At 63.5% G+C, this 25,025-nt stretch carries 17 protein-coding genes and 1 pseudogene; 10 read left to right on the forward strand and 8 right to left on the reverse strand.

Annotated features, from left to right (window positions below):
- Positions 1-12 precede the first annotated feature (12 nt).
- From P5205_01550 to P5205_01565, 4 genes are all read left to right on the forward strand, one after another.
- Positions 13-2,295 carry a glycoside hydrolase family 2 TIM barrel-domain containing protein gene (locus tag P5205_01550; GenBank protein ID HSA09031.1) on the forward strand — a complete coding sequence of 761 codons (2,283 nt, stop codon included), beginning with the start codon at positions 13-15 and terminating at the stop codon, positions 2,293-2,295.
- Positions 2,296-2,301: 6 nt separating this feature from the next.
- On the forward strand, positions 2,302-3,564 hold the full coding sequence (locus P5205_01555) for a glycosyl hydrolase family 28-related protein (protein ID HSA09032.1): 1,263 nt from the start codon (positions 2,302-2,304) through the stop codon (positions 3,562-3,564).
- Between the two features lie 18 nt (positions 3,565-3,582).
- Positions 3,583-5,706, forward strand: coding sequence for a right-handed parallel beta-helix repeat-containing protein (locus P5205_01560; GenBank protein HSA09033.1), 2,124 nt, complete (start codon positions 3,583-3,585; stop codon positions 5,704-5,706).
- Positions 5,707-5,899: 193 nt separating this feature from the next.
- Positions 5,900-6,337, forward strand: a complete 438-nt coding sequence (locus P5205_01565; protein ID HSA09034.1) for a hypothetical protein — start codon at positions 5,900-5,902, stop codon at positions 6,335-6,337.
- 804 nt (positions 6,338-7,141) lie between these two features.
- Here the strand turns inward: P5205_01565 and P5205_01570 are convergent.
- From P5205_01570 to P5205_01580, 3 genes are all read right to left on the reverse strand, one after another.
- Positions 7,142-9,475, reverse strand: coding sequence for a hypothetical protein (locus P5205_01570; protein HSA09035.1), 2,334 nt, complete (start codon positions 9,473-9,475; stop codon positions 7,142-7,144).
- Positions 9,476-9,612: 137 nt separating this feature from the next.
- Positions 9,613-10,977: a Gfo/Idh/MocA family oxidoreductase gene (locus tag P5205_01575; protein HSA09036.1), complete on the reverse strand. Its 1,365-nt coding sequence runs from the start codon at positions 10,975-10,977 to the stop codon at positions 9,613-9,615.
- A 109-nt stretch (positions 10,978-11,086) separates the two neighbouring features.
- Positions 11,087-12,301 carry a radical SAM protein gene (locus P5205_01580; GenBank protein HSA09037.1) on the reverse strand — a complete coding sequence of 405 codons (1,215 nt, stop codon included), beginning with the start codon at positions 12,299-12,301 and terminating at the stop codon, positions 11,087-11,089.
- Between the two features lie 9 nt (positions 12,302-12,310).
- Between P5205_01580 and P5205_01585 the strand changes: the two genes are divergently transcribed.
- The 3 genes from P5205_01585 (at position 12,311) to P5205_01595 (ending at position 14,899) form a co-directional block, all read left to right on the forward strand.
- Positions 12,311-13,123 (forward strand): PEP-CTERM sorting domain-containing protein, encoded by an 813-nt coding sequence (locus P5205_01585; GenBank protein ID HSA09038.1) that lies wholly within the window; start codon positions 12,311-12,313, stop codon positions 13,121-13,123.
- An 87-nt stretch (positions 13,124-13,210) separates the two neighbouring features.
- Positions 13,211-14,104 carry a hypothetical protein gene (locus P5205_01590; GenBank protein HSA09039.1) on the forward strand — a complete coding sequence of 298 codons (894 nt, stop codon included), beginning with the start codon at positions 13,211-13,213 and terminating at the stop codon, positions 14,102-14,104.
- A gap of 9 nt (positions 14,105-14,113) precedes the next feature.
- Positions 14,114-14,899, forward strand: a complete 786-nt coding sequence (locus P5205_01595; protein ID HSA09040.1) for a DUF1559 domain-containing protein — start codon at positions 14,114-14,116, stop codon at positions 14,897-14,899.
- Between the two features lie 20 nt (positions 14,900-14,919).
- Here the strand turns inward: P5205_01595 and P5205_01600 are convergent, their stop codons facing one another.
- Positions 14,920-15,225 carry a metalloregulator ArsR/SmtB family transcription factor gene (locus tag P5205_01600; GenBank protein ID HSA09041.1) on the reverse strand — a complete coding sequence of 102 codons (306 nt, stop codon included), beginning with the start codon at positions 15,223-15,225 and terminating at the stop codon, positions 14,920-14,922.
- Between the two features lie 710 nt (positions 15,226-15,935).
- Between P5205_01600 and P5205_01605 the strand changes: the two genes are divergently transcribed.
- Positions 15,936-16,316 carry a DUF1801 domain-containing protein gene (locus P5205_01605; GenBank protein HSA09042.1) on the forward strand — a complete coding sequence of 127 codons (381 nt, stop codon included), beginning with the start codon at positions 15,936-15,938 and terminating at the stop codon, positions 16,314-16,316.
- A gap of 522 nt (positions 16,317-16,838) precedes the next feature.
- Positions 16,839-18,245: a hypothetical protein gene (locus tag P5205_01610; GenBank protein ID HSA09043.1), complete on the forward strand. Its 1,407-nt coding sequence runs from the start codon at positions 16,839-16,841 to the stop codon at positions 18,243-18,245.
- Positions 18,246-18,285: 40 nt separating this feature from the next.
- On the opposite strand, the pseudogene P5205_01615 reads toward P5205_01610, so the two are convergent.
- Positions 18,286-18,600: pseudogene (locus P5205_01615) on the reverse strand (sigma-70 family RNA polymerase sigma factor).
- A 719-nt stretch (positions 18,601-19,319) separates the two neighbouring features.
- Between P5205_01615 and thrC the strand changes: the two are divergent.
- Positions 19,320-20,666 carry a threonine synthase gene (gene thrC / locus P5205_01620; protein ID HSA09044.1) on the forward strand — a complete coding sequence of 449 codons (1,347 nt, stop codon included), beginning with the start codon at positions 19,320-19,322 and terminating at the stop codon, positions 20,664-20,666.
- A gap of 50 nt (positions 20,667-20,716) precedes the next feature.
- Here thrC and P5205_01625 read toward each other — a convergent pair whose 3' ends face one another.
- From P5205_01625 to P5205_01635, 3 genes are all read right to left on the reverse strand, one after another.
- Positions 20,717-21,697, reverse strand: coding sequence for a tetratricopeptide repeat protein (locus P5205_01625; protein HSA09045.1), 981 nt, complete (start codon positions 21,695-21,697; stop codon positions 20,717-20,719).
- A 74-nt stretch (positions 21,698-21,771) separates the two neighbouring features.
- On the reverse strand, positions 21,772-24,027 hold the full coding sequence (locus P5205_01630; GenBank protein ID HSA09046.1) for a hypothetical protein: 2,256 nt from the start codon (positions 24,025-24,027) through the stop codon (positions 21,772-21,774).
- On the reverse strand, positions 24,024-24,872 hold the full coding sequence (locus P5205_01635; protein HSA09047.1) for a formyltetrahydrofolate deformylase: 849 nt from the start codon (positions 24,870-24,872) through the stop codon (positions 24,024-24,026). The genes P5205_01630 and P5205_01635 overlap by 4 nt, the downstream gene beginning before the upstream one ends.
- Between the last annotated feature and the right edge of the window lie 153 nt (positions 24,873-25,025).

Below are 25,025 nucleotides of genomic sequence, written 5' to 3' on the forward strand. Positions count from 1 at the left end.
GAACAATCAACTATGAACCAGATCCCTATGCATCACAATATCCTACGCAATGTCCAGGGCATGCTTGCGCTTCTGCTTTTTGTGCCGCTGGCCGGCGGCGCGTCGTGGCAGCCGGCAGCAGGGCCGTTGAAGACGCGCTGGGCCAAGGACGTTTCTCCACGCAACGCCCATCCCGAGTATCCGCGCCCGCAAATGGTGCGCAACGATTGGCTCAACCTCAACGGCCTCTGGGACCTGGCGATCACGAGCAAGGACGCTGCGCGCGCCACGTTCGACACTCAGATTCTGGTGCCCTTCCCGGTGGAGTCGGCGCTGTCTGGGGTGATGCGGCCGGTCAGCGAGAACGAGCGCATGTGGTATCGCCGCACCTTCAAGGTGCCCGGCAAGTGGCAGGGCCGGCGTGTCCTCCTTCATTTTGGCGCAGTGGATTTCGAGGCCACCGTCCTGGTCAATGGCAAGGAGGTGGGCCGGCACCGAGGCGGCTACGACGCGTTCAGCTTCGAGATTACCGACGCCCTCAAGCCGTCCGGCGAGAACGAGCTGATCGTGATGGTCTGGGACCCGACGGATGCCGGAACGCAGCCCCGCGGCAAACAAGTGCGCAAGCCGCATGGGATCTGGTACACGCCCACGAGCGGCATTTGGCAGACGGTTTGGCTGGAGCCGGTCGGCACTGCCTTCATCACCGATCTGAAGATCACGCCGGATGTGGACAACGAAGCGGTGACCGTCCAGCCCGTCACCACTCCCGCGCTGGGCGTGTGCACGGTCGAGGCGACGATTCGGGACGGGGCCAAGGTGGTATACAAGGCCTGGGTGACGGCAGGGGGAAGGATCAAGATGCCGGTCAAGAACGCCCGGCTTTGGTCGCCGGAAGACCCGCATCTGTACAGCCTTAGCCTTCGGCTGCAGCTCGGGGGTCGCACCATTGACAAGGTTGAAAGTTACTTTGGCATGCGCAAGATTTCGCTGGGGAAGGACGACAAAGGTTTCACGCGCCTGATGCTCAACAACAAGCCCTACTTCCAGTTTGGCCCGCTGGACCAGGGATTCTGGCCCGACGGCCTTTACACCGCGCCCACCGATGAGGCCCTGCGTTACGACATCGAGATGACCAGGAAACTGGGGTTCAACATGGCGCGCAAGCACGTCAAGGTTGAGCCGGATCGGTGGTATTACTGGTGCGACAAGCTCGGCCTGCTGGTCTGGCAGGACATGCCCAGCGGCGACAAGTACATCGGGCACAACGATCCGGACATTGCGCGGACGCCGGAATCAGCCAGGCAGTTTGAGCAGGAGCTCACGGCGCTGGTCAAGGGGCTTGGCAACCATCCCTGCATCGTCATCTGGGTCCCGTATAACGAAGGCTGGGGGCAGTGGGACACCGCCCGGATCGTTGAGATGGTCAAGGGACTCGACCCGACCCGGCTCGTGATCAACACGAGCGGCTGGGCCGACCGCGGCGTCGGGGATATCAACGACATGCACAAATACCCCGGCCCGGGGTCGCCCGAGCCGGAGACGAAACGGGCGGTGGTGCTGGGGGAATTCGGCGGCCTGGGCCTGCCGGTGCGCGGCCATACCTGGCAAAACGAGAAGAACTGGGGCTACCGGAGCTTCACCAACGAGGAGACGCTGACCTCTGCCTACATTGACCTCATCGCCAAGCTGTTCCCGCTCATTGACGAGAAAGGACTGTCCGCCGCTGTTTACACCCAGACCACGGATGTCGAGATTGAAGTCAACGGCCTGATGACCTACGACCGAGCGCGGGTAAAGATGGACGTGAAGCAACTGGCCGCCGTCAATCGCGGCAAGCTCCCACCGCGGCCGCGGGTGACGGAGGTCGTGCCAACCGCGCTGACAGACCGGGTGACGTGGCGTTACACCCTGGAAAAGCCCGCGGATGACTGGACCAAGCCGGGATTCAACGCCAGCGCGTGGAGGGAAGGGCGGGCAGGATTCGGCACCCGGGGGACGCCGGGCGCGGTGGTGCGGACGGAGTGGAACACCAGCGACATTTGGCTGCGCCGCGAAGCCACCATCCCGGCAGGCAAGACGGAGGATCTGCGCCTGCTCATTCACCACGACGAGGATGCCGAGGTGTACATCAACGGTGTCCTGGCCGCGAGTGTGCCGGGTTTCATCGCGGATTACGAGCGGACGGCGATCTCCCCGGCCGCCAAGGCGGCGCTGAAGCCCGGCAGCAATGTAATCGCCGTGCACTGCCGTCAAACCGGCGGCGGCCAATACATTGACGTGGGCATTGTGAAGGTCGAAGCCCCCCAAAAGTAGCCGCAATTGAAACTCACTCTTCTCCTGTTGTGCGCAGCAAGCCTGGCCGGCGCCGCGCCCAACCCTGATACCTGCTCGGTCCGCGATTTCGGGGCCAGGGGCGACGGCAAGACCGACGACACGGCAGCCTTCCAGAAGGCGTTGGACACCATGGGGCAGGCCGGCGGGGGCGTGGTCTATGCGCCGCGCGGCAATTACTTCTTCGCCGGCCACCTCAATGTGCCGAACGCAGTGACTCTGAAGGGGGTCTGGGAATCCGTGCCGTCCCACATCGGCATCCGCAACCCGGGCGCACCCAAACCTGCCGACGACGGCACGACATTCCACGTCACGGAAAACCGCGGGAAAGAGGACGGCCCGGCCTTCATTACCCTGAATCACAACGCGACACTGAAAGGCGTTGTCATCTACTATCCCGAGCAGGACCCGGCGGAGGAGCCGAAGCCCTATCCCTGGGCCATCGCCATGCGCGGGAAGAACCCCGCCGTGCTCGCCGTCGAACTGCTCAATCCCTACAACGGCATTGACGCCAGCCACAACGAGCGGCACCTGATCCGCGACGTTCACGGCCAGCCGCTGCGCCGCGGCATCATGGTGGATGTGATCATGGACATCGGCCGGATCGAGAACGTGCACTTCAACCCCTGGTGGAGCATGAAGCCGCGCCTCCTGCAATGGCAGCTGCAACATGGCGAAGCGTTCAGTTTCGGCCGCAGCGACTGGCAATATGTCCTCAACACCTTCTGTTTCGGCTACAACATCGGCTACAAGTTCATCCAGACCCGCACCGGTCTGTGCAACGGCAACTTCCTCGGCATTGGCGCGGATGACTGTTACACCGCCCTGGTCGTCGAAAACTGCGCCCCCATGGGCCTCCTGATCTCCAACGGCGAGTTTGTCTCCTTCCACGGCCCCGACCCCACCATGGTCCGCGTCGAAGCCGGTAACTCGGGCAGCGTCCGCTTCGTGAACTGCGCCTACTGGGGGCCGTGCAATCAGATCGCGAAGGTCGCCGGCAAAGGCACGGTTGGATTCAGCGATTGCACCTTTGTCGAGTGGGATCGCGGCAACGAAGGCCGGCACGCGCTGCAAATCGCCGGCGGCACAGTGCTCGTTCGCGGCTGTGAATTCCAGGCCGACAAACCGCAAATCGAGTTGGGCGAAAAGCTGCGGCGCGCGGTGATCTCGGACAACATCTTCGCCGGCAAACCCCGCATCGCCAACCGCTCCAAGGCCGCGGTGAACATCAGCAACAACGCCAGCGATTGACGCTGCAGAAGCCCTCCAATGAAAAACCTCCTTTGTCTGACGGCAATCCTCTTCGGCCTCTGCGCTGGCTGCTTTCGGTCAGGAACCCAAGACGGCAGCCCTGCCGCCCTGCCAAAGCCCGCCCAAGGCCTGTTTTTCGTCGCCACCAACGGGCAGGACGCCTGGTCCGGCCGTCTGTCCGCGCCGAACCGCCGCGGCACCGATGGCCCATTCGCCACGTTGTCCGCCGCGCTGAAAGCCGTCCGCGCCGCTAGGCTGCAGGCCGGCAGCCCCAGCCAAGAGCCCATGAAGATCCTTGTGGGCGAGGGCACGCATTTCCAGACCCAGCCCCTCGTGCTGACACCGGAAGATTCAGGTCTTGAGCTTGCGGCCTATCCCGGCGCGAAACCCATCCTGAGTGCCGGGCGCTCCATCACTGGCTGGCGAGAGGCCGCCATTGAAGGCAAAAAGCTGTGGACCGCGGACATCCCGGAAGTCCGCGTCGGCCAGTGGCTGTTCCGGGAGCTTTGGGTCAATGGCCAGCGGGCCACCCGCGCGCGGCATCCCAACCGCGGATACCTGCCTATTGCCGAGCTCCCCGACAAAACGAAGAGCTGGGAGAAAGGCCACAGCCGCTTCCGCTTCCGTGAGGGCGACCTCAAAGCCTGGAGCTCCCTCACCAACGCCGAGGTCCTCGCCATGACGCGCTGGGTCGAATCCCGCCTGCCGGTCGTGAGCGTGGACGAAAAGGAGCGCATCGTCACCTTCGGCAAGCGCTCCGTCTTCGAGCTTGCGCCGGGCGACCTCTACTGCGCCGAAGGGGCGTTCGAGTTTCTGGACGAGCCGGGCGAATGGTGCCTCGCCCCCGGCGCCGGCACGTTGTATTACCTGCCGCGCCCGGGTGAAACGCTGGACGCAGTCCACGCCGTCGCCCCCGTGCTGCCGCAGGTTCTGCGCTTCGAAAGCCGCCCCGAAGCCGGCCAATACGTCAAGCGCATCACGCTGCGCGGCCTCACGTTCTCGCACACCGAGTGGCATTTCCCGTCAGACCTCCACAGCGCCACAAATAAGCCCAATGCCTGGCCCCCTCCGGCAGCCGAGGTCGGCGGCTTCGCCCAGGCGGCCTATGGTGTCTCGGGCGCCGTGTACGGCGACGGCCTGCGCGGCGCCACCTTTGAAGACTGCCGTTTCGCAAACCTCGGCAACTACGGCCTTGAACTGGCCCGCGGCTGCCAGTCCAACCGCATTGCCCGGTGCGAATTCTCCGACCTCGGCGCCGGCGGGCTGAAACTGGGCGAAACCCACCTCCGCGCCAGCTCCGCCGAGCAGAGCGGCGCCAACGAAGTCACCCACTGCCACATCCACGATGGCGGCAAGTTCTTTGCCAGCGCCGTGGGCATCTGGATCGGCCAATCGCCCGGCAACCGAATCACCCACAACCTCATCCACGACTTCTACTACACCGGCATCTCCATCGGTTGGACCTGGGGCTACGGCCCCGCCCTGGCGAGCAACAACCTTGTCGCCCTCAACCACGTCCACCACATCGGGGCCAAATCCAGCGGCGACGGCCCGATTCTCAGCGACATGGGCGGCATCTACACCCTCGGCCGGCAGCCCGGCACCACCATCCGCAGCAACCTGTGGCACGACATCGCAGCCACCCGTTACGGCGGCTGGGGCATCTACTTCGATGAAGGCACCAGCGGCATCCTGGCCGAGGACAACATCGTCTACCGCACCACCCATGGCGGGTTCCACCAGCACTACGGCCAAACCAACATCATCCGCAACAACATCTTCGCCTTCGCGCGCGACCACCAGGTGCAGCGCACCCGCCCCGAGCCGCACCGCAGCTTCAGCTTCGTAACCAACATCGTCTACTTCGACTCCGGCCACCTCCTCGCCGGCGACTTATCCGGCGACAACTACCTCATGGATTCGAACCTCTACTTCGACGCGCGCCCGGACGCCAAGCCCGACCAGCTGCGCCTGGGCCCTTGCACCTGGCAAAAGTGGCGGGAACGCGGCCATGACCAACACTCGCTCTTAGCCGATCCGCTCTTTGTCGTCCCCGGCAAGCACGACTTCCAACTCCGGCCCGACTCCCCTGCCTTCAAGCTCGGCTTTCGCCCCATTGACCTCACAGGCGTTGGCCCCTGACACCTGCCTGCCGTGCCCCGCCCATCACCCCGCAGTCACATTCAGTCCCGGAACGCGATGCTTGTTGCCTCACGGGAAAATGACACCGTAGCGATGGGTCAATTGCTGACGGAACGCCGGGATCGCATCTCCGTAAACAATCGGACATCACTGGCCCGGCGCCGGTGAGCCAGGACGGCATCATTCCCGTACCATGAGCTTTGGAGTCCATCCATTCATCCTGATTTCCGCTGTCGGTGCGATCGCAGCATTGGCTGCCATCGTCATCGCGTCCCGCGCCAAGAGTGGCCTTGTCATCGCGATGATGCTCGTGCTCGCGTTGGTGTTCATAGCGCCGGCGGGCTGCGTGTTCTTGGCGTTCCACCCGGAGTTGGTTGACGGCCGTTTTCGCACCTACAAGAGATTCTACCGCGACATCCAGGTGGGTATGACGCGCGAACAGGTGCTCGCAGCGATGGAGCAGCGATACCCCACAAACGGGCCACGCAAGCGCCCGACGATTCTGAATGACACACCAGAGGGATTGGGATTCTTCATGAATCCCGAAACCTCACGCGAGCCGAATTGCGAGGGGATCTTTCTCACGCTTGAGGCAGGCCGCGTCACCAGGATAGAGTATTCAGCAGACTGACAATGACGCCTAACCATGCGCCGCGCGACTCCGGCGGGAGCGTCGCGGTTGTGACCGTTGCGTCCCGTGCGCCGGGTCGCTGAGCTTGGGTCCTTAAACGCTTTCGACATGCCAACGCACTCGTCAGCAACAGAGGTCGGTATCTTCTTGGCCAGTTTGCCACGTCGGCAGAAGCAGATTGTTGGAGCGCTCCGGCGGCTGATTCGGCGGATTGCCCCGGAGACGACTGAGACTGTCTTGTGGGGCAGTCTGTCCTACCACCGACCCGCTTTTGGCGGTCGCATCAAAGGAGCAGTCTGTCTGATCACGCCACGCCCTGATTGCGTCCACCTTGGATTCGTCCACGGTTCAGCCATCGCCGATCCTGTCAAACTGCTGCGAGGTTCCGGCAAGGCCAAGCGGTTTGTGCCGATCTGGCGTGTTCAGGACATTGACCGACCGGCGTTGAGCAGTTTGGTCAGAGCCGCCGCAGAGTATGACCCGCGATGAAATTGTCTAAGTGGGTGGAGCGAACGGCCGCTATGCGTTTCGGTTTTGACGTTGATGGGTTACAGACCACTGTGATTGCGGTCGCAAGCGCGCCGCCCTGGGTCCCGCAGCCCAAACAACCCTCCTTTTCCCTTCCGGTTTGGCGTGCCCCCGGCACGCCAAACCGGAAAGGAAAAGGCATTGGGTGGGGAGGTCGTTCACCCAGGGCGGCGGCCTCAGCGGCTTGCCTTGGGCTATTCTCGGGCCGCCCTCCGGGGCTCCGGAAAGCGAATCACTCCCGCAGCGCCCAGGACAGGCCGGCGCGGAGGAGCAATTTCAATTGAACTGTCCTAACAGCCACCGGCAGGCGATCACCTTCTCGACCAGGTCCAATGGCAGGTAGAAGTACTGGCACGAGGGTTCAAAGCCGATTCGCGAATCCTGCCGCGTAAGAGTGAAGAGCTGACGAGCCAAACTGATCTCGGACTCGAGGCAGCGCGCGACCTCGGCCCGCAAACGATGGCGCGTTTCGGGTGGGATGGTCGCCGGGGCGCGGGCGAGCGCGTCGCGGGCTAGAATGAAGCGCGCCTGGTTGGCCACGGACTGGAAATGAATGGCTGCGGCCTGAGCCAGTCGCAGGTCCGCCTCGATTTCACGTCGCCGGCATGGGGATGACTTCTCCACCGCCAGCCGCAACTCGGCAATGCCCGGCTGCCAGCCCGCGACGATCTTCTCGAACTGCGCCGCGAACACCTCCGGCGGGTAGGGTCCGCGCCAGCCATCCAGATCGTCGTAAGGAATCCCCCACATGGTCGCCTTGTAGCCGGTCTTTACGGGATAAAGCGGGTTCGCGGGACCGCGCTGGACCGGGGAGGTGTAAACCACGCTGATGTGAAAGGGATACTGGCAAAAAGCATCGCTCATCAGGGTCCACGCCTTGCGGGCATGCGGGGCGCCGGCGGGGCCAAACCGTTCCCGCGCCAGCGCATCCAACACCTTATCGGGTTCTGGCGCAGGGGTGCGGGTCAATCGCTCGGCAAGCTGCAGGTTGGGCGAAGGATACCCGCCCATGGTCCAGCCGATCAGCATGGCATCCAGCCTCGTCGCCGAGGTTAGCTTGTGGCAATGCGCAGCCACGAGGTCCATCACCGGGAGGTAAGGCAGGCTGGCGATTTCGCACGTGTTGTTGAATTGAATCTCCGCCCCTGTCTTCAGCCCGGCTGCTTGAGCGGCCTGCCAGTGCGCAAGCGCGCGAGGACCCGGACCGACCGACGAAATGGAGTACTCCCCCACCGTGCTCTTGATCCCGCCGCGCTCAATCGGCAGGCTCCATTCACTGACCGACATCAACCAGACCGATTTCGGCAGACGCGCAATGATATCCGGCGCGCTGCCATGGCCCCTCCAACCCCAGTCCGACAGGAGCACGTGCGCCCCGGCGTTGCCACGATGAACTCCCGCTTCGATCACCGCCGCAACCTCGGAGATAATGTCCGCGTCGCTGCGGGCTTTGCAGCGTTCGCAAGAGCGCCAGTCGCCGTGCGAAGCACAACTCGTCAGGTTCTCCGACGCCGTGATCGTGTAAACGCCCCCCAGACCGGGCACCTGCTCGAAGACAAACGCCAGCGCGTCCTCCATCCATTGGCGCACCGTCGGCTGCGCCGTGCAGAGCGCGGTGGATTCGCCTTCCCGCACACCGGCCAACGCGGGACGCTGCTTGAAGAACGCCGCGGGCATCGCGCGGGGCTCATTCAGATAGAGATAGACCCCCACGCCGTGCTTCCGCGCCCGTTTCACCAGGGCCCGGAGGTTGGACAAGCGCCGTTCGTGGCCGGCGCCAAACTCGGGAAACGTTGTGCCGCCGGGCGCAAGGTCGCGCAGGACGACGTGCAGCCAGACGCCGTTGATCCCGGCCGCGGAGAATCGCTCCAGCAATCCGTCCGGATAAGGGTCCAGCCTGGGATTCAGCAGTGGATCGCCATACAAAGCGACGTAGGAATAGACCAACCGCAAGGAGCGAGGTCCGCCGGCCACAGGCTTCTGCGAGGCTGGGCCCATCGGCCGGCTCAGCTGCCGGACGAATTCGAAGCGGGCTTCAGCCGGGCGTCGGAGCTCCTCGCCAAAATCCGCCTCAACGAGTCGGCGAATCTCGGCAGCGCGGCGCCGTGCCGCTTCGTCCGGGGGACGGTAGCGGAGGGGCTCACACCTGGGTTTCAGACGGCCCAGCTTGATCCACAAGAAATCCTCCTCGCGCAGCATGAAGGCCAGCCGCTCCGGCGTCATCTCCAGCAACTCCAGCAGTTGCTCATAAGGCAGGAGATGCCAATTTCGTCGTATGAGGGTGATATAGCCTCTCTCCCTCAGCTCGCGGGGCACTTTGGCGCCGGGTGGCAACCCCATGGATGTGGCCAGCGCCGTGATGTCCCGCTTCGAAGCCCCCAGGATCTTCGCCAGCTTTGCCGGCTCGACGGCCTGCCAGTTCCGCCATACGAACTCGTGGACGCGGTCGGGAAAGTGACGGCTCTCCAGAGCGGCCGGCGCGTCCCCTTCTGGCAGCAACTCCTCCGCGCCCAGGCCGCCGCTCGCACACAGAACCACAAGGAACGTCCGGGCGACTGAAGAGAGGAAGCGGCCGGGTGAGAGGGAGAATCGTGCTTCGTCAATAACCACGCGGACAGACTGCCCCGAATCGCTTTGCGCATCAAGCCGCGCTCTTCGGGTTTGCTGGTGGAGGCAGCACCTTCGTTGCGCGTCCGCCAAGGCGCCTCTGGTGTTGACCGGGATGGCTGAGGCTCAGCCTGCCTTCGTCAATACTCGCGATCCTTCTTCACGCCGGGCTCGGGCTGCGGATAAGCGCCCTTCGCATCCGCCTGGACCGGGGCGGGGGATTGGCCGGTGAGCTTGTCCACGCCGGGTGCGAATTCGTGCGGGCATTCGAGCATCTGGTCGTAGGTGATCTCCTGGCCGGTGTGGGCGGCCATGCGGCCCATGGAAGTAACCAGGCTGGCGATTGCTCCCCGTTTGGCTTCGTTGTACGGCTTGTCCTCCCGGATGGCCTGCACCAGATCATCCCATTCCAATTGATACGGATTGGGTTCTGGTTGCGGGAAAGCCCAGCTCATGTTCGCCCGAGTGAAGTTGTGCCCTGTGAAGATGCGGCAGCGGCCCGGGGTATGCACAGCCGTCGAAATGATAGCCGATCCCTTGGTGCCGTGAGCGTAACTGGCGAATTCATCGTGGCAGCCCGTTTCCGCCCGCCCGTTGAAGAACAGCCTGGTGCCGTCCGGGTAAGTGTATTCCACCGAGTAATTGTCGAAGTTCTGGTCCACGGAATCCCCGCGGAAGTTGCGTCCGCCGTTGGCGTGGGCCTTGATGGGCCAGGCCCCCTTCATCCAACTGCATTCGTCAATCTGGTGAATGTTAAAATCGCTGAAGAGGCCGCCGCTAGCCCAGAGGAAGGCGTGGAAATGGCGGATTTGATACATGAGTTCGCTGGTATCGGCGGGCCGGCGGCCGACACAACCCGCACGCGCGCCCAGGCGGCAAGCCCGCAGCAGCACCAGGTCGCCGATTTCACCGCCCTGTATGCGCTTGAGCAATTCCTGCCGGGCTTTGCAGTGGCGCACCATCAAACCCACACCGACCTTGAGGTTCTTCTTATCGGCCTCATCGGCCAGAGCGAACATCTTTCTGGTGGTGGGCGCATCCACGGTCACCGGCTTCTCCATGAACACGTGCAGGCCTTTCCTGATCGCATAGCCGAAATGCACCCACCGGAAGGCGGGAGGCGTGGTGAAGATGGCGATATCTCCGGGCTTGAGACAATCAAGAGCCTTCTGGTAGGCATCGAGCCCCACAAACCGGCGTTCGGGCGGGACATCCATGCGCGCGCCGACCTGGCCCTTGAGGTTCTCGTAGCTTGTGTTGAGTCGGTCCGGGAAGATCTCAGCCATTGTCACCAGCTTGATCGGGCCGCCTTTGGTATTCAGGGCCTGCGCCGCTGCGCCGGTGCCGCGCCCGCCGCAACCCACCAGCGCCACCTGGATCAGGTCCGAACCGGCGGCATGCACCTGCGGCAGGGCCATGCCGGCCAAAGCGGAGGCCGCGGCAAACCGGGTGGAGGTGATCAGGAATTCGCGCCGTGAAGCTGGTGGACGTGTAAATTGGCTCATGCCGCCATCATCGGCGGAGCTTAAGGCGAGCGTCAACGGTTATTCGCTTGTCTGAGCGCTTGTCAAACCCGCCTGGGGCGAACGGCGGGGTGTGCTTGCGGACCTGCGCTCAACTCTCCTGCCGCAGGCACAAATCCCGGCACATGCACACATTCAACCCCGCCCCCCCGGGCGGCTGCAGTTTGTGCTTCCTGAACAGCTCCACAAACCCCTCGCGCGCGCGCCGGTAGTAGTCCAGGCCGGGCGGCGTGGTCGAGCCTCGCACCGGCCGGAAGTGCGGCAGCCAGATCGAGAACAGCGGCACGATTCCCCTCTCCGCCACATATTTGGCTCCCGCTAGCAAGCTTTCCACCGGCTCCAAGCCCACCACAAACGCGCTGCACACCTTGTTGGGCCCGTGCCGCTGGGCTGCGTACTCCAATGCCCGCAGTTGCTGCTCCCGCCCCACGTGCCGCGAAATGCCCGGGCACGCTTCCTCAAAGATCGCCTTGTCCCACACGTTCAAGTCATAAGCCACCCGGCCCACCCCCGCGGCAAATAGCGCATTCACCGCCGCCGGATCCCGCGGCGCGCTCGTGTAAACGTAAATCTCCCCCGGAATATTCTTCAGGCCCAGCCTCCGCTCAATCGCCCGCAGCACCTCCGCCACCAGCGGCACCTCCCCGCACGCCGAGTCCACCTCCGACCCGCCCGTCAATTGCACATCCCGGATGCCCTCACTGCGCACGCCGTATTCCACCGCCTCCGCCACATCCTCCGGGGACGCAATCGGCGGCAGCGGCTGCCCGGCCCGCTTCAGGTCCAACGTCATGTTGCCCTGGTAGCAGAAGTCACACGGCTGGCCCCCCAGCGCAAACTGGCACGGCCACAGGTACGGAAACGACACCACGTCCAGCCCCTGCAACACCGCCATTAACTGAAAGGGAAACCCCTTGCTGCTGCTCCGCTCGTAGAAGCTCGTCGCGGGCGGGAAGTCCACTTTCGTGACCTCCTGCCCGCGATAGGTGAGCCAAGGCTCCCCCGCCTCATTCACCGTCAGGCTGAAGTCCGCCCCCGGCCCAATATGAAACATGTGTGCCGGCACCTTCCCCGGCAGCAGCAGGCAGTTACAGCAAAACGGATGGCTCGTTGGCGCCAGCCGGTGCGTCTGGCCAAATTGCCGCACCACTTCGTCCGGCACGTTGATTCCTCGCGTCAGCAGCAGCGTCTTCAGGTCAAACACATCCACAGCCGTTCCGTCCAGGTTGAAGCGGGCTGCCGTCGTCCTGGCGGGGTCCGGGATTCCGTGCCCGAATTGACTGGCTGAATTCAATGGGCTATTCATAATCGCACAATGACAAACTTGACACTGCGCGGCATCATATGCACCGTCGCGCACATGTTCAACTCAAGATCCAAGCACTGCGGCGCGGCGCTAGCGATCATGGCTCTCCCGCTCTGCGCCCAGCCCATCGCAGTTCCTAACTACTCCTTCGAGTTTCAGGCCGCGCCGGGCACCTACCCCTACGTCAACACATTCGTTGACTCGTGGCAAAAGAATCCCGAACCCGCCTGGTATGCTCCGGCCTTTGGGCAATACGGAATTCCCTGGCTGGGCACGGCTGGGGTATTTTTCGACGTCAATCCCTACGTCAACCACGTCGGCACCCAGGCAGGCTACCTGCTCGCCGTCCCGGAGGTCGCGCTGTTCCAGGACTACAGCACCTCACCCACCCACGATTTCAACGCCACCTTCGAGGTCGGCAACGCCTACAACCTGACGGTCGGGGTCTTCGGAAAACCCGGCCTCGCGCTGGGCTCCATCCTCACGCTCAGCCTGTACTACCGTGACACCCTGGACAACCGGGTAACGGTAGGCTCAACCGCTATCACCTACAACGCCGGCACCTTTCCCGACACATCGCCCCTCAACCTGATTGACTTCTCTGTCAACATTCCACCCGTTCAGGCGGGCGATGCCTGGGCCGGTCAGTACATCGGCATAGAGCTGGCGTCCACTATCCCCATCGAAATGACCTCGTTCGGCAACTGGGATTTCGACAATGTCCGCCTGAGCGTCGTCCCTGAACCCGCCTCCGCGACCCTCTTGTTGTTTGGCTTTGGCGGTCTGCTTGCGGTCCGCCTGCGGCCCCGCCGCTCGCCGTAGGACGCGCGCCATTTGTGTTCGTCCGGGAGGATTCCGTCTGCTATGATCGCCGGCCGCATGAGCAGAGGGTTCCTCGTATGCATGGCTATGGGCCTGATTCTCGCCGCCTGCGGCAACCGATCGCGGGCGGAGATGATTCTCGTTCCCAACGCTTCGTTTGAATCCCCGGACGCCCCCTATGTGAGCGTCAATGTTGACTCCTGGCAGAAGGTTCCCAAGCCCGATTGGTATGTTGAAAGTGGCGGGTTCCTCTGGGATTACAACGTCGGGCTATTCGAGAACCCCCTCACCAACACCTCCGGCCACATTGACAACTGCGACGGCAACCAGGCCGTTTGGCTGTTCGTCGTGCCGGAGGTCGCCCTGTTCCAGGACTACGACTCGACCGACTGGCGGAGCCCGGCGCCGACGCACGAGTTTGACGCCACCTTTGAAGCCGGCAGATCTTACCAGCTTACCGTGGGTGTGATCGGCACCGGCGGCGGCATGCAACAGGGCGCCGCGCTGGAACTCAGCCTGTATTACCGGGACGATAACAGCAACCGGGTCACCGTGGCCGCCGTCTCGCTCACCAATACCACCGCCGTCTTCAGCAACAACACGCACCTCCTCGATTTCCACGTCAACGTTTCTGCTGTAAGGCCCGGCGACGCCTGGGCCGGGCGCCACATCGGCATCCAGATGCTCTCCACCGTGGACCCTGCCCTCGAAGGCGGCTACTGGGATCTGGACAACGTCCGCCTCTCCTCAACCCTCGAGCCCATTCTGCTGGACCCCGTCTGGACCAACAGCCAATTCCAGTTCACCCTCAGAAGCGAGCCGGGCCTCGCCATCGAAATCCTCTCCGCCACCAACCCCATCCTTCCGCTATCCAACTGGACCAGCCTGGGCAGCCTCACCAATATCAGCGGGATGACGCCCTTTGCCGATTCTGTGGCGAGCGGCGCTCGCCGCTACTACTGCGCGCGGCGACTGCCCTGAGAGAACCGGATGAACTCCGCGCCTTCATCCACTCGCGCCTTTACGCTCATCGAGCTGCTGGTCGTCATCGCCATCATCGCCATCCTCGCCGCGTTGCTGCTGCCCGCACTGGCATCGGCCCGGGAAAAGGGCAAGCGAGCGGCCTGCGTTTCAAACCTGCGCCAGATCGGCATCGCCATACACAACTACGCCCCCGATTTCGACGGCAGGATTCCCTTCGGCCCCAAAGCCCCGCCCTTCACCAACCCCGCCGAGTTCTACCCCTCCACCGGCGCCCCCACGAGTCTCCTCTCGCTGCGAAGCGGCGCCCCGGCGGCTCTCGGCCTCCTCCTGCAGTCTTACCTCGCCACGCAGCCCAAGGTCCTGTTCTGCCCCAGCAGCGATCAGCCGCTGGACGCCCAGGCCGAGTTGAACAAGGTCGGCACCAATCAGGCCCAGGGCAGCTACTACTATCGCCACGGCGGCAATACCCAGTTGTTCGACAACCCGGCGGCCCCTCCTCCAACCGAACACCTCAAGCTCGACAGCCTTGGCCTGAACCGCAATGGCCTGCCCATTCGCGCGCTGGCGATCGACACCCTTTTCCTGTGTCCGGATGACCTGGCTGTTTTCAACGTCAAACCCCGCACCCATCACCAGCAACGCATTGCGGACATTCTCTTTGCCGATGGGCATGTCGCCACAAGGCCCAATCGCGACGGCAGATTCACCGTGGACGTGCGGGACTACGCCCACGTGCGCGACTCCTTCAATCGAATACTCGCTGTCCTGGAACAAGCCGACACCGAGCCGTAAGTTCGGCAATTCAAGCCGGCCTATTTCGGCAACTTGTCAAACCGGAACGTGCAGTACCCCAATTCCAGCACGTTTCTATTCGCCGTAAGCTGACTCTTGAGGCTTGAAATCACCCCGTATACCCGCTGCTTTCCCTGCTTCTCGACCTCCAGCAACCCAGCCTCCCGCAGAATCCGCAGATGCTTCGACACATTATATTGCGACATCCCCAGCCGCTCCGAAATCGCGTTCACCTCAAGCTGCTCCTTGAGCAACAGCCGCATAATCCGCAGCCGGCTCAATTCGCCCAGTGCCCTCAGCGCTGCAATACAATCTATGCCAGTCATACCTGCCGCATAATACCGAGACCTCCGCCTCGCGCAACCCGCCGCGCCACAACGACCGGCTCCCCTTATCCCCCAATTCCGGGCCACCCCACGCCCACGCCAGCCACGGCGATGGGACGGCGCCTATCCAGCGGGACCCCGGTGTGTATCCCATGGGGAGCGATCCCCATGGGATACACACCGGGGCATCTCGGGTTTCAGAGCGGTGTCGCACCGGCACTTCCGGCTTTGGAGGCCGCACTTGGCAACCACCAATGTCTCAAAAATGGACACAACGCCAGTTTCCTGTGGGGCGGCTACCCGGTTCAGGGATAGGGGACAGCATCACCGGACTGCGGTAACCGGTGGAGGCAGGGTGGGCAGTCCTTGGCACGCCACCTCAATCTGCGCCTGGGGCTGCGACGTGCCGAAGACTGCCCGGCCTGCCGCTTTCACGGTTGGGTGAGTCGGGTCCGCAACCCACTGAGGATTGAGGAACTCGGTAGTGCCCGCGTGATTAGCTTGACCGGGCCGTGAGGCTTGCCTAAGCAGGGTCATGGCACGCAAGCTCAGGATCCAGCACCCCGGAGCGATTTGCCGTGTGATGAATCGAGAGGACCGGGAGCGGTTGCTGCAACGGCACGCAAAAGGCGGACGTAATGCCCCCGCCGGGCAAGCGTTCCTGGAAACATGACCATCTCACCAACGGACTCCATTGCGGGCGCCAAAGCATGAAAGCCGCACCACCCAAAAACATTGACGAGTACATAGCGGGCTTCCCGCGGGACGTTCAGGCGACGCTCCAGAGATTACGGAGCGTGATCAGGAATGCTGCGCCTGACGCGGAGGAAACGATCAAGTACCAGATCCCGACGTTTGTCCTGGGCGGAAATCTGGTGCACTTCGCAGCGTTCAAAAACCACATCGGGTTCTATCCCACGCCTTCGGCCATCCAAGCGTTCACTGCGGAGCTGACCGATTACGAGAGCGCAAAGGGTTCTATCCAATTCCCGCTCGATAAGCCGGTCCCATTCGCTTTGATTAAGAGGATGGTGGACTATCGAGTGAAGGAAGTCCGGAGGAAGCCGGCGGGCAGGAAGAGAAAGCAATAGTCCTCCGAAGTCCTTGTCGCATCGGACATTGCCGCCCAACGAGCCGCTGCAGTTGGCGGGAGGACGCGGCAGAATCCGGTTGACTGGGAGTGATATCCCTCCAGAATCGGCCTCGTCAGTCGGGCAACAACGTCGGAACTCCACTGTGCAAGACAGCATCACGCACCGGCATCTCCGGGAGAAAGCACCTCTCGCGGGGGCGGGTTTGTCGCTGGCGCTCCCGCAACCGGGCGGGCCTGGCGCCGGGACCATGCAACCGACCTGGCCGGGGCCAAAGACATCGTGAGCGGAACACTTGTCACCGAGAGAACCCGCGCGCTGGCCCGGTTCTGCGCGAATTGTGTCGTCTGTCGGCGGGCCCGACGCCGGCAGGCCGGCTTCGCCTTTTGGTTTGTGAAGACCTTTGGCGACCTGTGCCCGTTCTGCCGGTCTTACGCGAAGGTCTATGGCCGCAAATCCCACGAGCCGGCGCCGCCGGCTCCAACCGGCAGCGCCTGTTAGAACGAACCTGTTAACCAAATCATGAAAGCACGCACCACACTTAACTCAGTCAACCCCTTGAACTTCATCCCCCTTCTCCTGCTCGCCACGGCCCTGGCCTGCGGCGCCAGCGACAGCGCGCCGAAACTGGTCGTCCCCGACGGCAAGGCCTACAAGGGCAAAAAGATCATCGCCAGGACCTACAACTCCGGCTTCGCCCTGGGCCACGACAGCTATAACGCAATGGGCACAGGCAGCGACGGCAAAATCTACTACGTGCTCAGCTCGGAGAATATTGACCAGGGCGCCAGGATGTTCTGCCTCGATCCCAGGACGCAGCAAATCAAGGACCTGGGCGACCTGACCGAGGCCTGCGGCGAGAAGGGCACCAAGGCGATCCCGCAAGGCAAGAGCCACGTGAACTTCTGCGAGGCCAAAGGCAAGCTATACTTCGCCACGCACGTCGGCGTTTACAGCATTGTCGAGGGCAAGGAAACCATGGGCATCCCGCCCGCGGGCTACAAGCCCTACCCCGGCGGCCACCTGCTCTCCTATGATCTCAAGTCCGGCAAGTTCGAGGACTACGGCATTTGCCCCGGCCGCGAAGGCGTCCTCACCATGAGCATGGACACCCGGCGCGGCCGCCTCTTCGCCCTCACGTGGCCTAGCGGCATCTTCTACCGCTACGACGTCGCCGCCCGGGACCAGAAGAGCTTCGGCAAGATGTGCGCCCTCGGCGAGGATGGCGTCGGCCCTGATTACCGCACCGTCTGCCGCTCCATCGCCGTGGACGAGTCCGACGGCTCCGCCTACTTCACCACCTCCGAAGGCACCATCCTCCGTTACGACGCCAGGACCGACGCCGTCGCCGCCGTTGAAGGCGAGGACATGAAGAAGGACTACTTCGGCATTTACGACCCCACCAACCCCGGCCACATGGGTTACAATTGGCGCCAGACCTTTTGGCGTGAACAGGATGGCATGATCTACGGCGTCCACGGCAACTCGGGTTACCTCTTCCGGTTCCACCCCCGCCAGGTTCGCTTCGAGGTGCTGGACCGCATCACGTCCGAACCGTCGAAACGCTGCGGCATGTTCGACCAGTTCAGCTACGGCTACCTCGGCTTCATGCTCGGTCCGGACGGCAAGACAATCCATTACCTGACCGGCGCCCCGATCTACATTGACGGCAAACGGCTGGCGGGCAAGGCCAAGACGGCGATGGGCGAAGCCAAGGGCCTCGAAGACCTCCACCTGATCACCTACAACATCGCGACCGGCAAGTACACCGACCACGGCGCGGTGTTTTACGAGAACGGCCAGCGCCCGCTCTACGTCAACGCCATCACCATCGGGAAAGACGGCATGGTTTACACGTTGCCGCGCATCACGGAGAACGGGAAGACCCGGTCCGACCTGGTCGCGTTCCCTGGTCCGCTCAAGAAGTAAGGGGCGGGGGCAAAACCGCCTCCCCGCTTCAGCGAACCAGCCGGAGTGTCCTGGAATGGTTGGCGAGCGCCCGTTTGATTGACTGCCGGATCCACCACGAACTGTGGTCGGAGAAAGTGCCGCCCTTCGCCGGGTCGAACTGCGCGACGGCCTTCATCAAGCCGACGTTGCCTTCGCTGACCAGGTCCAGCAGCGGCAGGCCGATGTTGTCGTAGTCGCGGGCGATCTTGACCACCCGGCGCAGGCTGGCCTTGATCATTTGCGCTCGCGCTTGCTTGTCACCCTTCTTGACCCGGGCGGCCAGTCTGGTCTCCTGCCGCGGCGTCAGCGGTTTCAACTGGCCGATTTCGCGCAGATAGAGGGTGAAGGTCGCGTCTCCGCCAGCGGCGCTGCGTTTGGGATCGCGCGGCGCCGGTTCCCGCCCGGGTGCTTTCGAGCTGGCCGCGGCCCTGGGTCCCGTTCCGGGTTCCGGCCCGGATTTCCCGGCGGGCATTGGGAAGACCGGCTCGGGCACGAACGCAGTTCCCAACCGCGGCCAGGCCTCGTGTGATTCCGGCGCGGGCAGCTGCGTTCGTTCGCCGCCTTCGCATATCAACGTTTGTTGGTCTTGCACGGTCATGGTTCCTTGTTGAGTTAACGCTTTCATCATGCGGCCTTTGCTTTTCTTGTGATCCGAGTGCTCATTTCAGTATTGCCTCATTCCGCTTGCCCTGAGTTGACCCGCCCGCCGGCCGGTTCCTGACCCGAAGAGCGGTGCGAGAATAGCCCGAAAGGGACTCCCCCCAGTAGTCAGGAAAATAAGAACCTTCGTGTCGGGGAACTCCCTGACAAGGCCAACGAGGTTGAACTCCAGCCAGGCCCTGGCGCAGCCCGCGCCGCGCTCTGCCGCCGCGGTGCTCCGCCTCGTCCGCAAGCCACTGTTGGCAAGGGCGCCTCGCCGTGGCATCCGGTTCCGCCCAAGCGGCCGCTGTTCCGTTCTTGAATTGGAATCCCCCGCTGGCATCATTCAGCTGCTTTTGGCTTATGCCGTTTCCGGCGCAATTGGCCCGCGGCGGCAAGTGAAAGAACAACAACATGTCCTATCGAGCCTGGTTTCAGTGCATCAACCCGCAATGCGGAACCACGTATCCGCTGAACTCCATCGTGTACCAATGCCATCAGTGCCACTCACTGCTGGAGGTGCAGCATGATGCGGCGGAGCTGGCGAAGCGCAGTCCGGCGGCCTGGATGAGGCTTTTCGAGGACCGCTACAAGAGCAACGAATGGCCTTATGGCTCCGGCGTCTGGGGCAAGAAGGAGTGGATCCTCCCGCAGATCAGCGACGATAACGTCGTGTCGCTCTACGAAGGCGGCACGAACCTCTTCTGGGCGGAGCGTTTCGGCAAGGTGATCGGGGTGGAGGACCTCTGGATCAAGCTGTGCGGCAACACCCATAGCGGGTCATTCAAGGACCTCGGTATGACGGTGCTGGTTTCCCAGGTCAAACAGATGATCTCGGAAGGCGCGCCGATCAAGGCCGTGGCGTGCGCCTCGACCGGCGATACCTCGGCGGCGCTGGCAACCTATTGCGCGGCGGCGGGCATCCAATCCGTCGTGCTGCTGCCGCGGGGCAAGATCTCGATCGCGCAGTTGATCCAGCCCGTCTCCAACGACGCCCTGGTGCTCTACCTGGACACCGACTTCGACGGCTGCATGAAGCTGGTGCAGCAGATCACCAAAGACCCGACCCTCTACCTGGCCAACTCCATGAACTCGCTCCGGGTCGAAGGTCAGAAGACGGTGGGCATCGAGATCGTCCAGCAATTCGACTGGGAGGCGCCGGACGTGATCATCATCCCCGGCGGCAACCTGGGCAACGTCTCTGCGCTGGGCAAAGGGCTGCTGATGATGAAGGACCTCGGGCTGATCGCGAAGCTGCCGCGCATCGTTGTGGCGCAAGCGCAGCGGGCCAACCCGCTCTACCTCTCCTACCTGCGCAACTTCGAGAGCTTCGAACCCGTCAAGGCCCAGAAGACGCTGGCCAGCGCCATCCAGATCGGCAACCCGGTCAGCTTTGAGAAGGCCGTCCGCACTCTCAAGCAGTTCAACGGCATCGTCGAGCAGGCCACCGAAGAGGAATTGGCCGACGCCGCCGCCCTGGGCGACCGCACCGGGATGTTCAACTGTCCGCACACCGGCGTGGCGCTCGCTGTGCTCCTTAAGCTGCTCAAGGCCGGCAAGGTCAACAAGTCCGACCGCGTCGTCGTGATCTCCACGGCCCACGGGCTGAAGTTCGTCGAGATGAAGGTGAAGTACCATCAGCGCCAGCTCGAGTTCCCCAGCCGCCACGCCAACGAACCCATCGAATTGCCCGCCCGGCTCGACGCCGTCAAGGAAGCCCTCCAGAAAGCTCTCCAGACCAAGCGCCAGTTCCGGCTGTAGCGGGCCGGTTCCAGCGTGTGTATAACCGTGCGAACGACCCGTTCGCGAGGTCACTCTTGCTTCGCTGATGCCGCCGGCGGCGTGTTGGTTCCCTTCGCCTGGCTCTCCCGCTCTTCCAGGTTGCGCACCAGGCGCTTCTTCAAGACGGCATACAGGTCGTTGGTCACCGCGTTGAGGTGGGCGCGGACCTCGGTGAACCGGTTGGTCTGAAGCTTGAGCCGGGCAAAGTGCACATAGACGCCCTGCCGCTCGATGTCGTCGCGCGCCAGAGCCAGGGCGTTGGTCCACGCGCGCAAAGCGTCTTCCAGGCGTAGCGGCTTGATGCCGTAGTAGGTCTGCGCGACTTCGGAGGCGAGCGGGAAATTGGCGGGGTCGAGCTTCAAGCCCTGGTTGAAGAGTTCGAGCGCCTTGTTGTAAACCTGTTGCTCGGTGAGGCCGTAATAATCCATGGCGGCCTGGCGGAACACGAAGACCGCGTCCCCGAGATTCTGATAATACAAGGGTTCGCGCGGACTAAGCTCGATGGCCTTCGCGTAGTATTCGAAAGCCTTCTCGATCGGGCCGGTATGAGTGTAAAGATTGGCCAGGTTGTTGAGCGCGGCGGGGTCTTTGGGATTGAGGGCGAGCGCCTGCTCCCACTGAGCGCGCGCGCCGTCGTCGTCATGACGGTCGTTCAGGAAACTGCCATACGCGACGCGGGCGGGGGCATGGTCCGGGTGGCGCTTGACAAAGTCGTCGTAGGCCTGGCGGATCAGCGCCAGGCGCTCCCGGATGCGGTGCTGGAGGTCGGCTTTCGACATCCCGCCGCCCTGGGCAACGGCCGCGTCGTTGTCGAGAATCCACTGGTCCACTTCGGCGTGGGCGGCGTCATCCGCCTCCATCAGCCGCTTGAATTCCTTCTCCACCGCCCCGCTCGCCTCCGGCGCCGCGGCCGGAGCGAGGTTCGTGACACTAACGGCAGGGTTCGTAGCCGCCCCAAGCCGGCCGGCGGCCACGACAACACCGAGCAGGCCAATCAGAAATCTTCGCACGGGCCCAAGCTAGTGCAGGGTCGCGGAATTGCCAATACCTTGCGCGCGGATCAGAAAGCGGCAGACGACGGGGCTTACCTTTCTTTGACGATCTGTAGGTCAATGAGGCACTGGGCGACCCGGACGGCATGAGGCTGCCCGACGGGGGGTTCGACCTGGCGGTCGTTTATGAAGCGCAGGTAGTTGCGTCCCGGCCGGGCCAGCAGGCGCAGGTCCAGCAACTGGGATTCCCCGGGTTCCAGTTGTCGGCTCCAGACTGTGCGGCCTTGAAACTCAATATCCACCCGGCGGGGGGAGGCCACCGCCACAATGGCGGTCAGGTGAAAGGAGCAAGGCTCAGGGTGTTCGCTCACAAAGTAGAGCGATGCCTTGCGGTCGCAGGCCCACCACGCGGGGAGGTTCCCGCGGTCGCGGAGGCCGTAGCTCCCGAAGGACCAGTTGCCTTTGTAAGCGATCTGCGCCGCGTCGTCCGAATGCGGCCAGGCCGGCTGTGGCGAGGGGGTGAGGACCACGCACACCTGTTCCCGGGCCTCGTCTTCGATGAGTTGTCCCCGGCCGCTTTTGGCCAGCTCCCGGAGCATGGCCTCCGCGCGGTCGGTGTAGGCCTTGCGGTTGAAATAGAGACCCGCGAAGCCGAGGCGCTCGAGTTCCCTGGCGGCCTGCGCGATGGGCATGGCCGCGATCTGCTCCTGCCAGTCTTCCCGGCGCCTGCCTTGCACGGACCCGGAGCTGAAGCGCAGGTGCCGGGTCCAGAGATAAGGGCGCATGTGTTCGTAAGCGTGCATGTCGCCGATGGGATCGCCGTCAATGAAGTTCATCAGCGGCAACTGGAAAATCATTGCGCGCGGCGGCAGGGTCTCCTCCAGGGCCAGGCAGAACGCCTGATCGTTCTGCACCGCGCGGGCGACTGCCTCGTTGGCCTCCTTCGACGGAGGGGGCAGTTGGTCCAGCAGGCCGATCCCGGCCACGCCCGCCGCGAGCGCGTAGCTGGCGGCGCGGCTCCAGCCCCGCACCAGCCGCGACATGCGGGAGACAAGGAAGAACAGGACGATGGCCGAGATGAAGATGCTGTAGCGGTTGCTCCCGCGGAAATACAGTATGCCGAACGCCAGCCCCAGCAGGCAGTTCAAACCGCCAACGGCCGAATAGAGAGTCACCCACAAGCAAAGCGGGGCGTGGCTGGGCAGGCGCCGGGGAGCCTTCCGCAGGTTCAACGCCCGCAGCCCGAATTCAATCGCCAGCCATGCCAGCGCGCCCAGCCCCACCACTCCCAGGTAGGGGGAGAACATTTCGCCTTGGACCCATGCCGCCGCCGCATACTCGCGGGAGATGTCGCCCAGCCAGGCCAGGCGATGCTGCCACGGTGGCAAGACCAGCTCCAGCGGCTTGAGCGCGTAGAGCTCGAGCTGTTTGTAAGGCCGGGGCACTGCCAACTGGTTTTCCCCGTGCGCCATCTGGTAGAAGATGTTGTGCGCGTTCACCGCCAGGAAGCCCAAGGCGGCTACCGCCACGATGACCAGCCCGATTGCCAGATCGCTCTTCCGCCGCTGGAGCAGGTAGCGCACCGCTAGTCCCAAACCGAGGAATTGCAGCCACATGCTGAGGTTGTAAGGGTTGCCCATCCCCAGCAGCAATGCGGTGCCCGCACACAGCCAAAACACCCGGTCGCCCAGCCGCAGGCGCTTCCCGGCAGTCAGCAGCCACACACCCATGATGGCAAGCGGCACGGTGTAGTCATAGGACAGGAGCAAATGCCCGAGTCCGCGCCAGGTGTGGTAGTAGCTGAAGGCGAAGAGCAACGCCCCCGCCGCCGCCCATTCCCGCCGCCAGCGGAGCATCCGGCAGCAGACGTAGAACGAGGCAGCCGAGGCCAGAAAGCTGGCCAGGATGCCCCAATTCGACCCGGTGGCCAGGTCAGTGCAGCGGGCGGCCATCCCGACCAGGAACGTCACCACTGGTTCGTACATGGGATAATCGTCCCAGTTGGCGTGATACGGCGCGCCGAGCCGGCTGTTGGCCCGGCTGGCAAAGGGCACATACTCGAATTCCGAGGCGCCGCGTATCCAGGTCAACATCTGGAGGCTGTCCCCGGAGTAATTCAACGGGACCTTCCAGGAACCGGGGCTCAGCCGGTCGTGCGCCAGGCCCCATACCACCACCACGATTGCCCAGAGGACGAGCAGGTGCAGGATGCCCGGCCAGGACGGTCGCCAGGAGAAGTGCCGCGCCTTGCGGGGGCGGGGGAGGGTGGGTGCCGGAGGTGTTCCGGCTGGCCGCAGGCCGCTGGCGGGCGGATCGCCGGCTGGTTCGCCCTTGAGGCGGATCCTCATACCTCCTTGACAATGCCCCAATACACATCCAGCCGCTTGTCGAGATAGAGCTTCACGGCCTTGAGCAAGGTCGCGGCTTCGAGCTGCTGGCCGGAGGCGACAATCTGCTTGAGGGTCATTTGGGGGCGGACGGCGAAGCAGTCCTGCGCGATGATTGGCCCCTCATCGAGGTTCATCGTCACAAAATGGGAAGAGACCCCGATAATCTTGACCCCCTGCTCATAGGCTTGCCGGTAGGCCTGCGGCCCGGGGAAACTCGGCAGGAGCGAGGGATGGATGTTGATGATCTTGTTCTTGTAACGCCAGACGAAGTTGGGGGAGAGAATCTTCATGAAACGCGCCAGCACGATGAAATCCACCGCATGCTCGTCCAGGGCGCGCAACGCTTGCTGCTCCGCCTTGAGCCGGTTCTCCCACGGGATGTGAACGAACGGCAGCCGGTGCCTCCGCGCCAGCGGCGCCAGCTCGCGGCGGTTCGACAACACCAGGGCCGGGTCAGCCTTCTTCAGCTTGCCGGACTTGATCGCGCCCAGGATGCGCTCGAAGCAGTGCGGTTCGCGCGTCACCATCAGCGCCATCCGCTGGCGGCGGCTCGGCTCGGTGAAGCGGACCTTGATCTCCATCTCCAACTCGACCGCCAGCAGCTTCAGGCCACGCTCGATGGCGGCCCGGTCCAGGTCGCGCTCCTTCCAGGAAGCCTGGACAGTCATGCTGAACTGGCCGCGGGTGACTTGCTCTTCGAGGGCCTCGATATTGGCCTTCTGCAGAAACAGGAAGTTGGTGATGCGGGCGACCACGCCAGTCTTGTCGCGCCCAATGACGGTGATGGTGGCGAAGTGTCTCATAATAGGACCATTGATACAAACAACACAACCGCCTGCTCCCGTCCAGCCCATTCCTCCCCCGTTTCGCCGGCTTGCGGCCGCGCTGGCGGGCCCTGCCGCCCATTCTCCCGGATGGCGACAGGCGGCCCTGAAAGGCAAGGTTTCCCAGGCTTC

The organism is Candidatus Paceibacterota bacterium, from assembly GCA_035452965.1.
In the GTDB taxonomy this organism is placed as follows: Bacteria; Verrucomicrobiota; Verrucomicrobiia; order Limisphaerales; family UBA8199; genus UBA8199.

Coding starts and splice junctions, on each gene's coding strand:
- P5205_01605 (HSA09042.1), top strand. CDS start 15,936: ATGAAAGCCGCACCACCCAAAAACATTGACGAGTACATAGCGGGCTTC.
- P5205_01595 (HSA09040.1), top strand. CDS start 14,114: ATGAACTCCGCGCCTTCATCCACTCGCGCCTTTACGCTCATCGAGCTG.
- P5205_01565 (HSA09034.1), top strand. CDS start 5,900: ATGAGCTTTGGAGTCCATCCATTCATCCTGATTTCCGCTGTCGGTGCG.
- P5205_01550 (HSA09031.1), top strand. CDS start 13: ATGAACCAGATCCCTATGCATCACAATATCCTACGCAATGTCCAGGGC.
- P5205_01630 (HSA09046.1), bottom strand. CDS start 24,027: ATGAGGATCCGCCTCAAGGGCGAACCAGCCGGCGATCCGCCCGCCAGC.
- P5205_01560 (HSA09033.1), top strand. CDS start 3,583: ATGAAAAACCTCCTTTGTCTGACGGCAATCCTCTTCGGCCTCTGCGCT.
- P5205_01635 (HSA09047.1), bottom strand. CDS start 24,872: ATGAGACACTTCGCCACCATCACCGTCATTGGGCGCGACAAGACTGGC.
- thrC (HSA09044.1), top strand. CDS start 19,320: ATGTCCTATCGAGCCTGGTTTCAGTGCATCAACCCGCAATGCGGAACC.
- P5205_01610 (HSA09043.1), top strand. CDS start 16,839: ATGAAAGCACGCACCACACTTAACTCAGTCAACCCCTTGAACTTCATC.
- P5205_01590 (HSA09039.1), top strand. CDS start 13,211: ATGGGCCTGATTCTCGCCGCCTGCGGCAACCGATCGCGGGCGGAGATG.
- P5205_01575 (HSA09036.1), bottom strand. CDS start 10,977: ATGAGCCAATTTACACGTCCACCAGCTTCACGGCGCGAATTCCTGATC.
- P5205_01580 (HSA09037.1), bottom strand. CDS start 12,301: ATGAATAGCCCATTGAATTCAGCCAGTCAATTCGGGCACGGAATCCCG.
- P5205_01585 (HSA09038.1), top strand. CDS start 12,311: ATGACAAACTTGACACTGCGCGGCATCATATGCACCGTCGCGCACATG.
- P5205_01600 (HSA09041.1), bottom strand. CDS start 15,225: ATGACTGGCATAGATTGTATTGCAGCGCTGAGGGCACTGGGCGAATTG.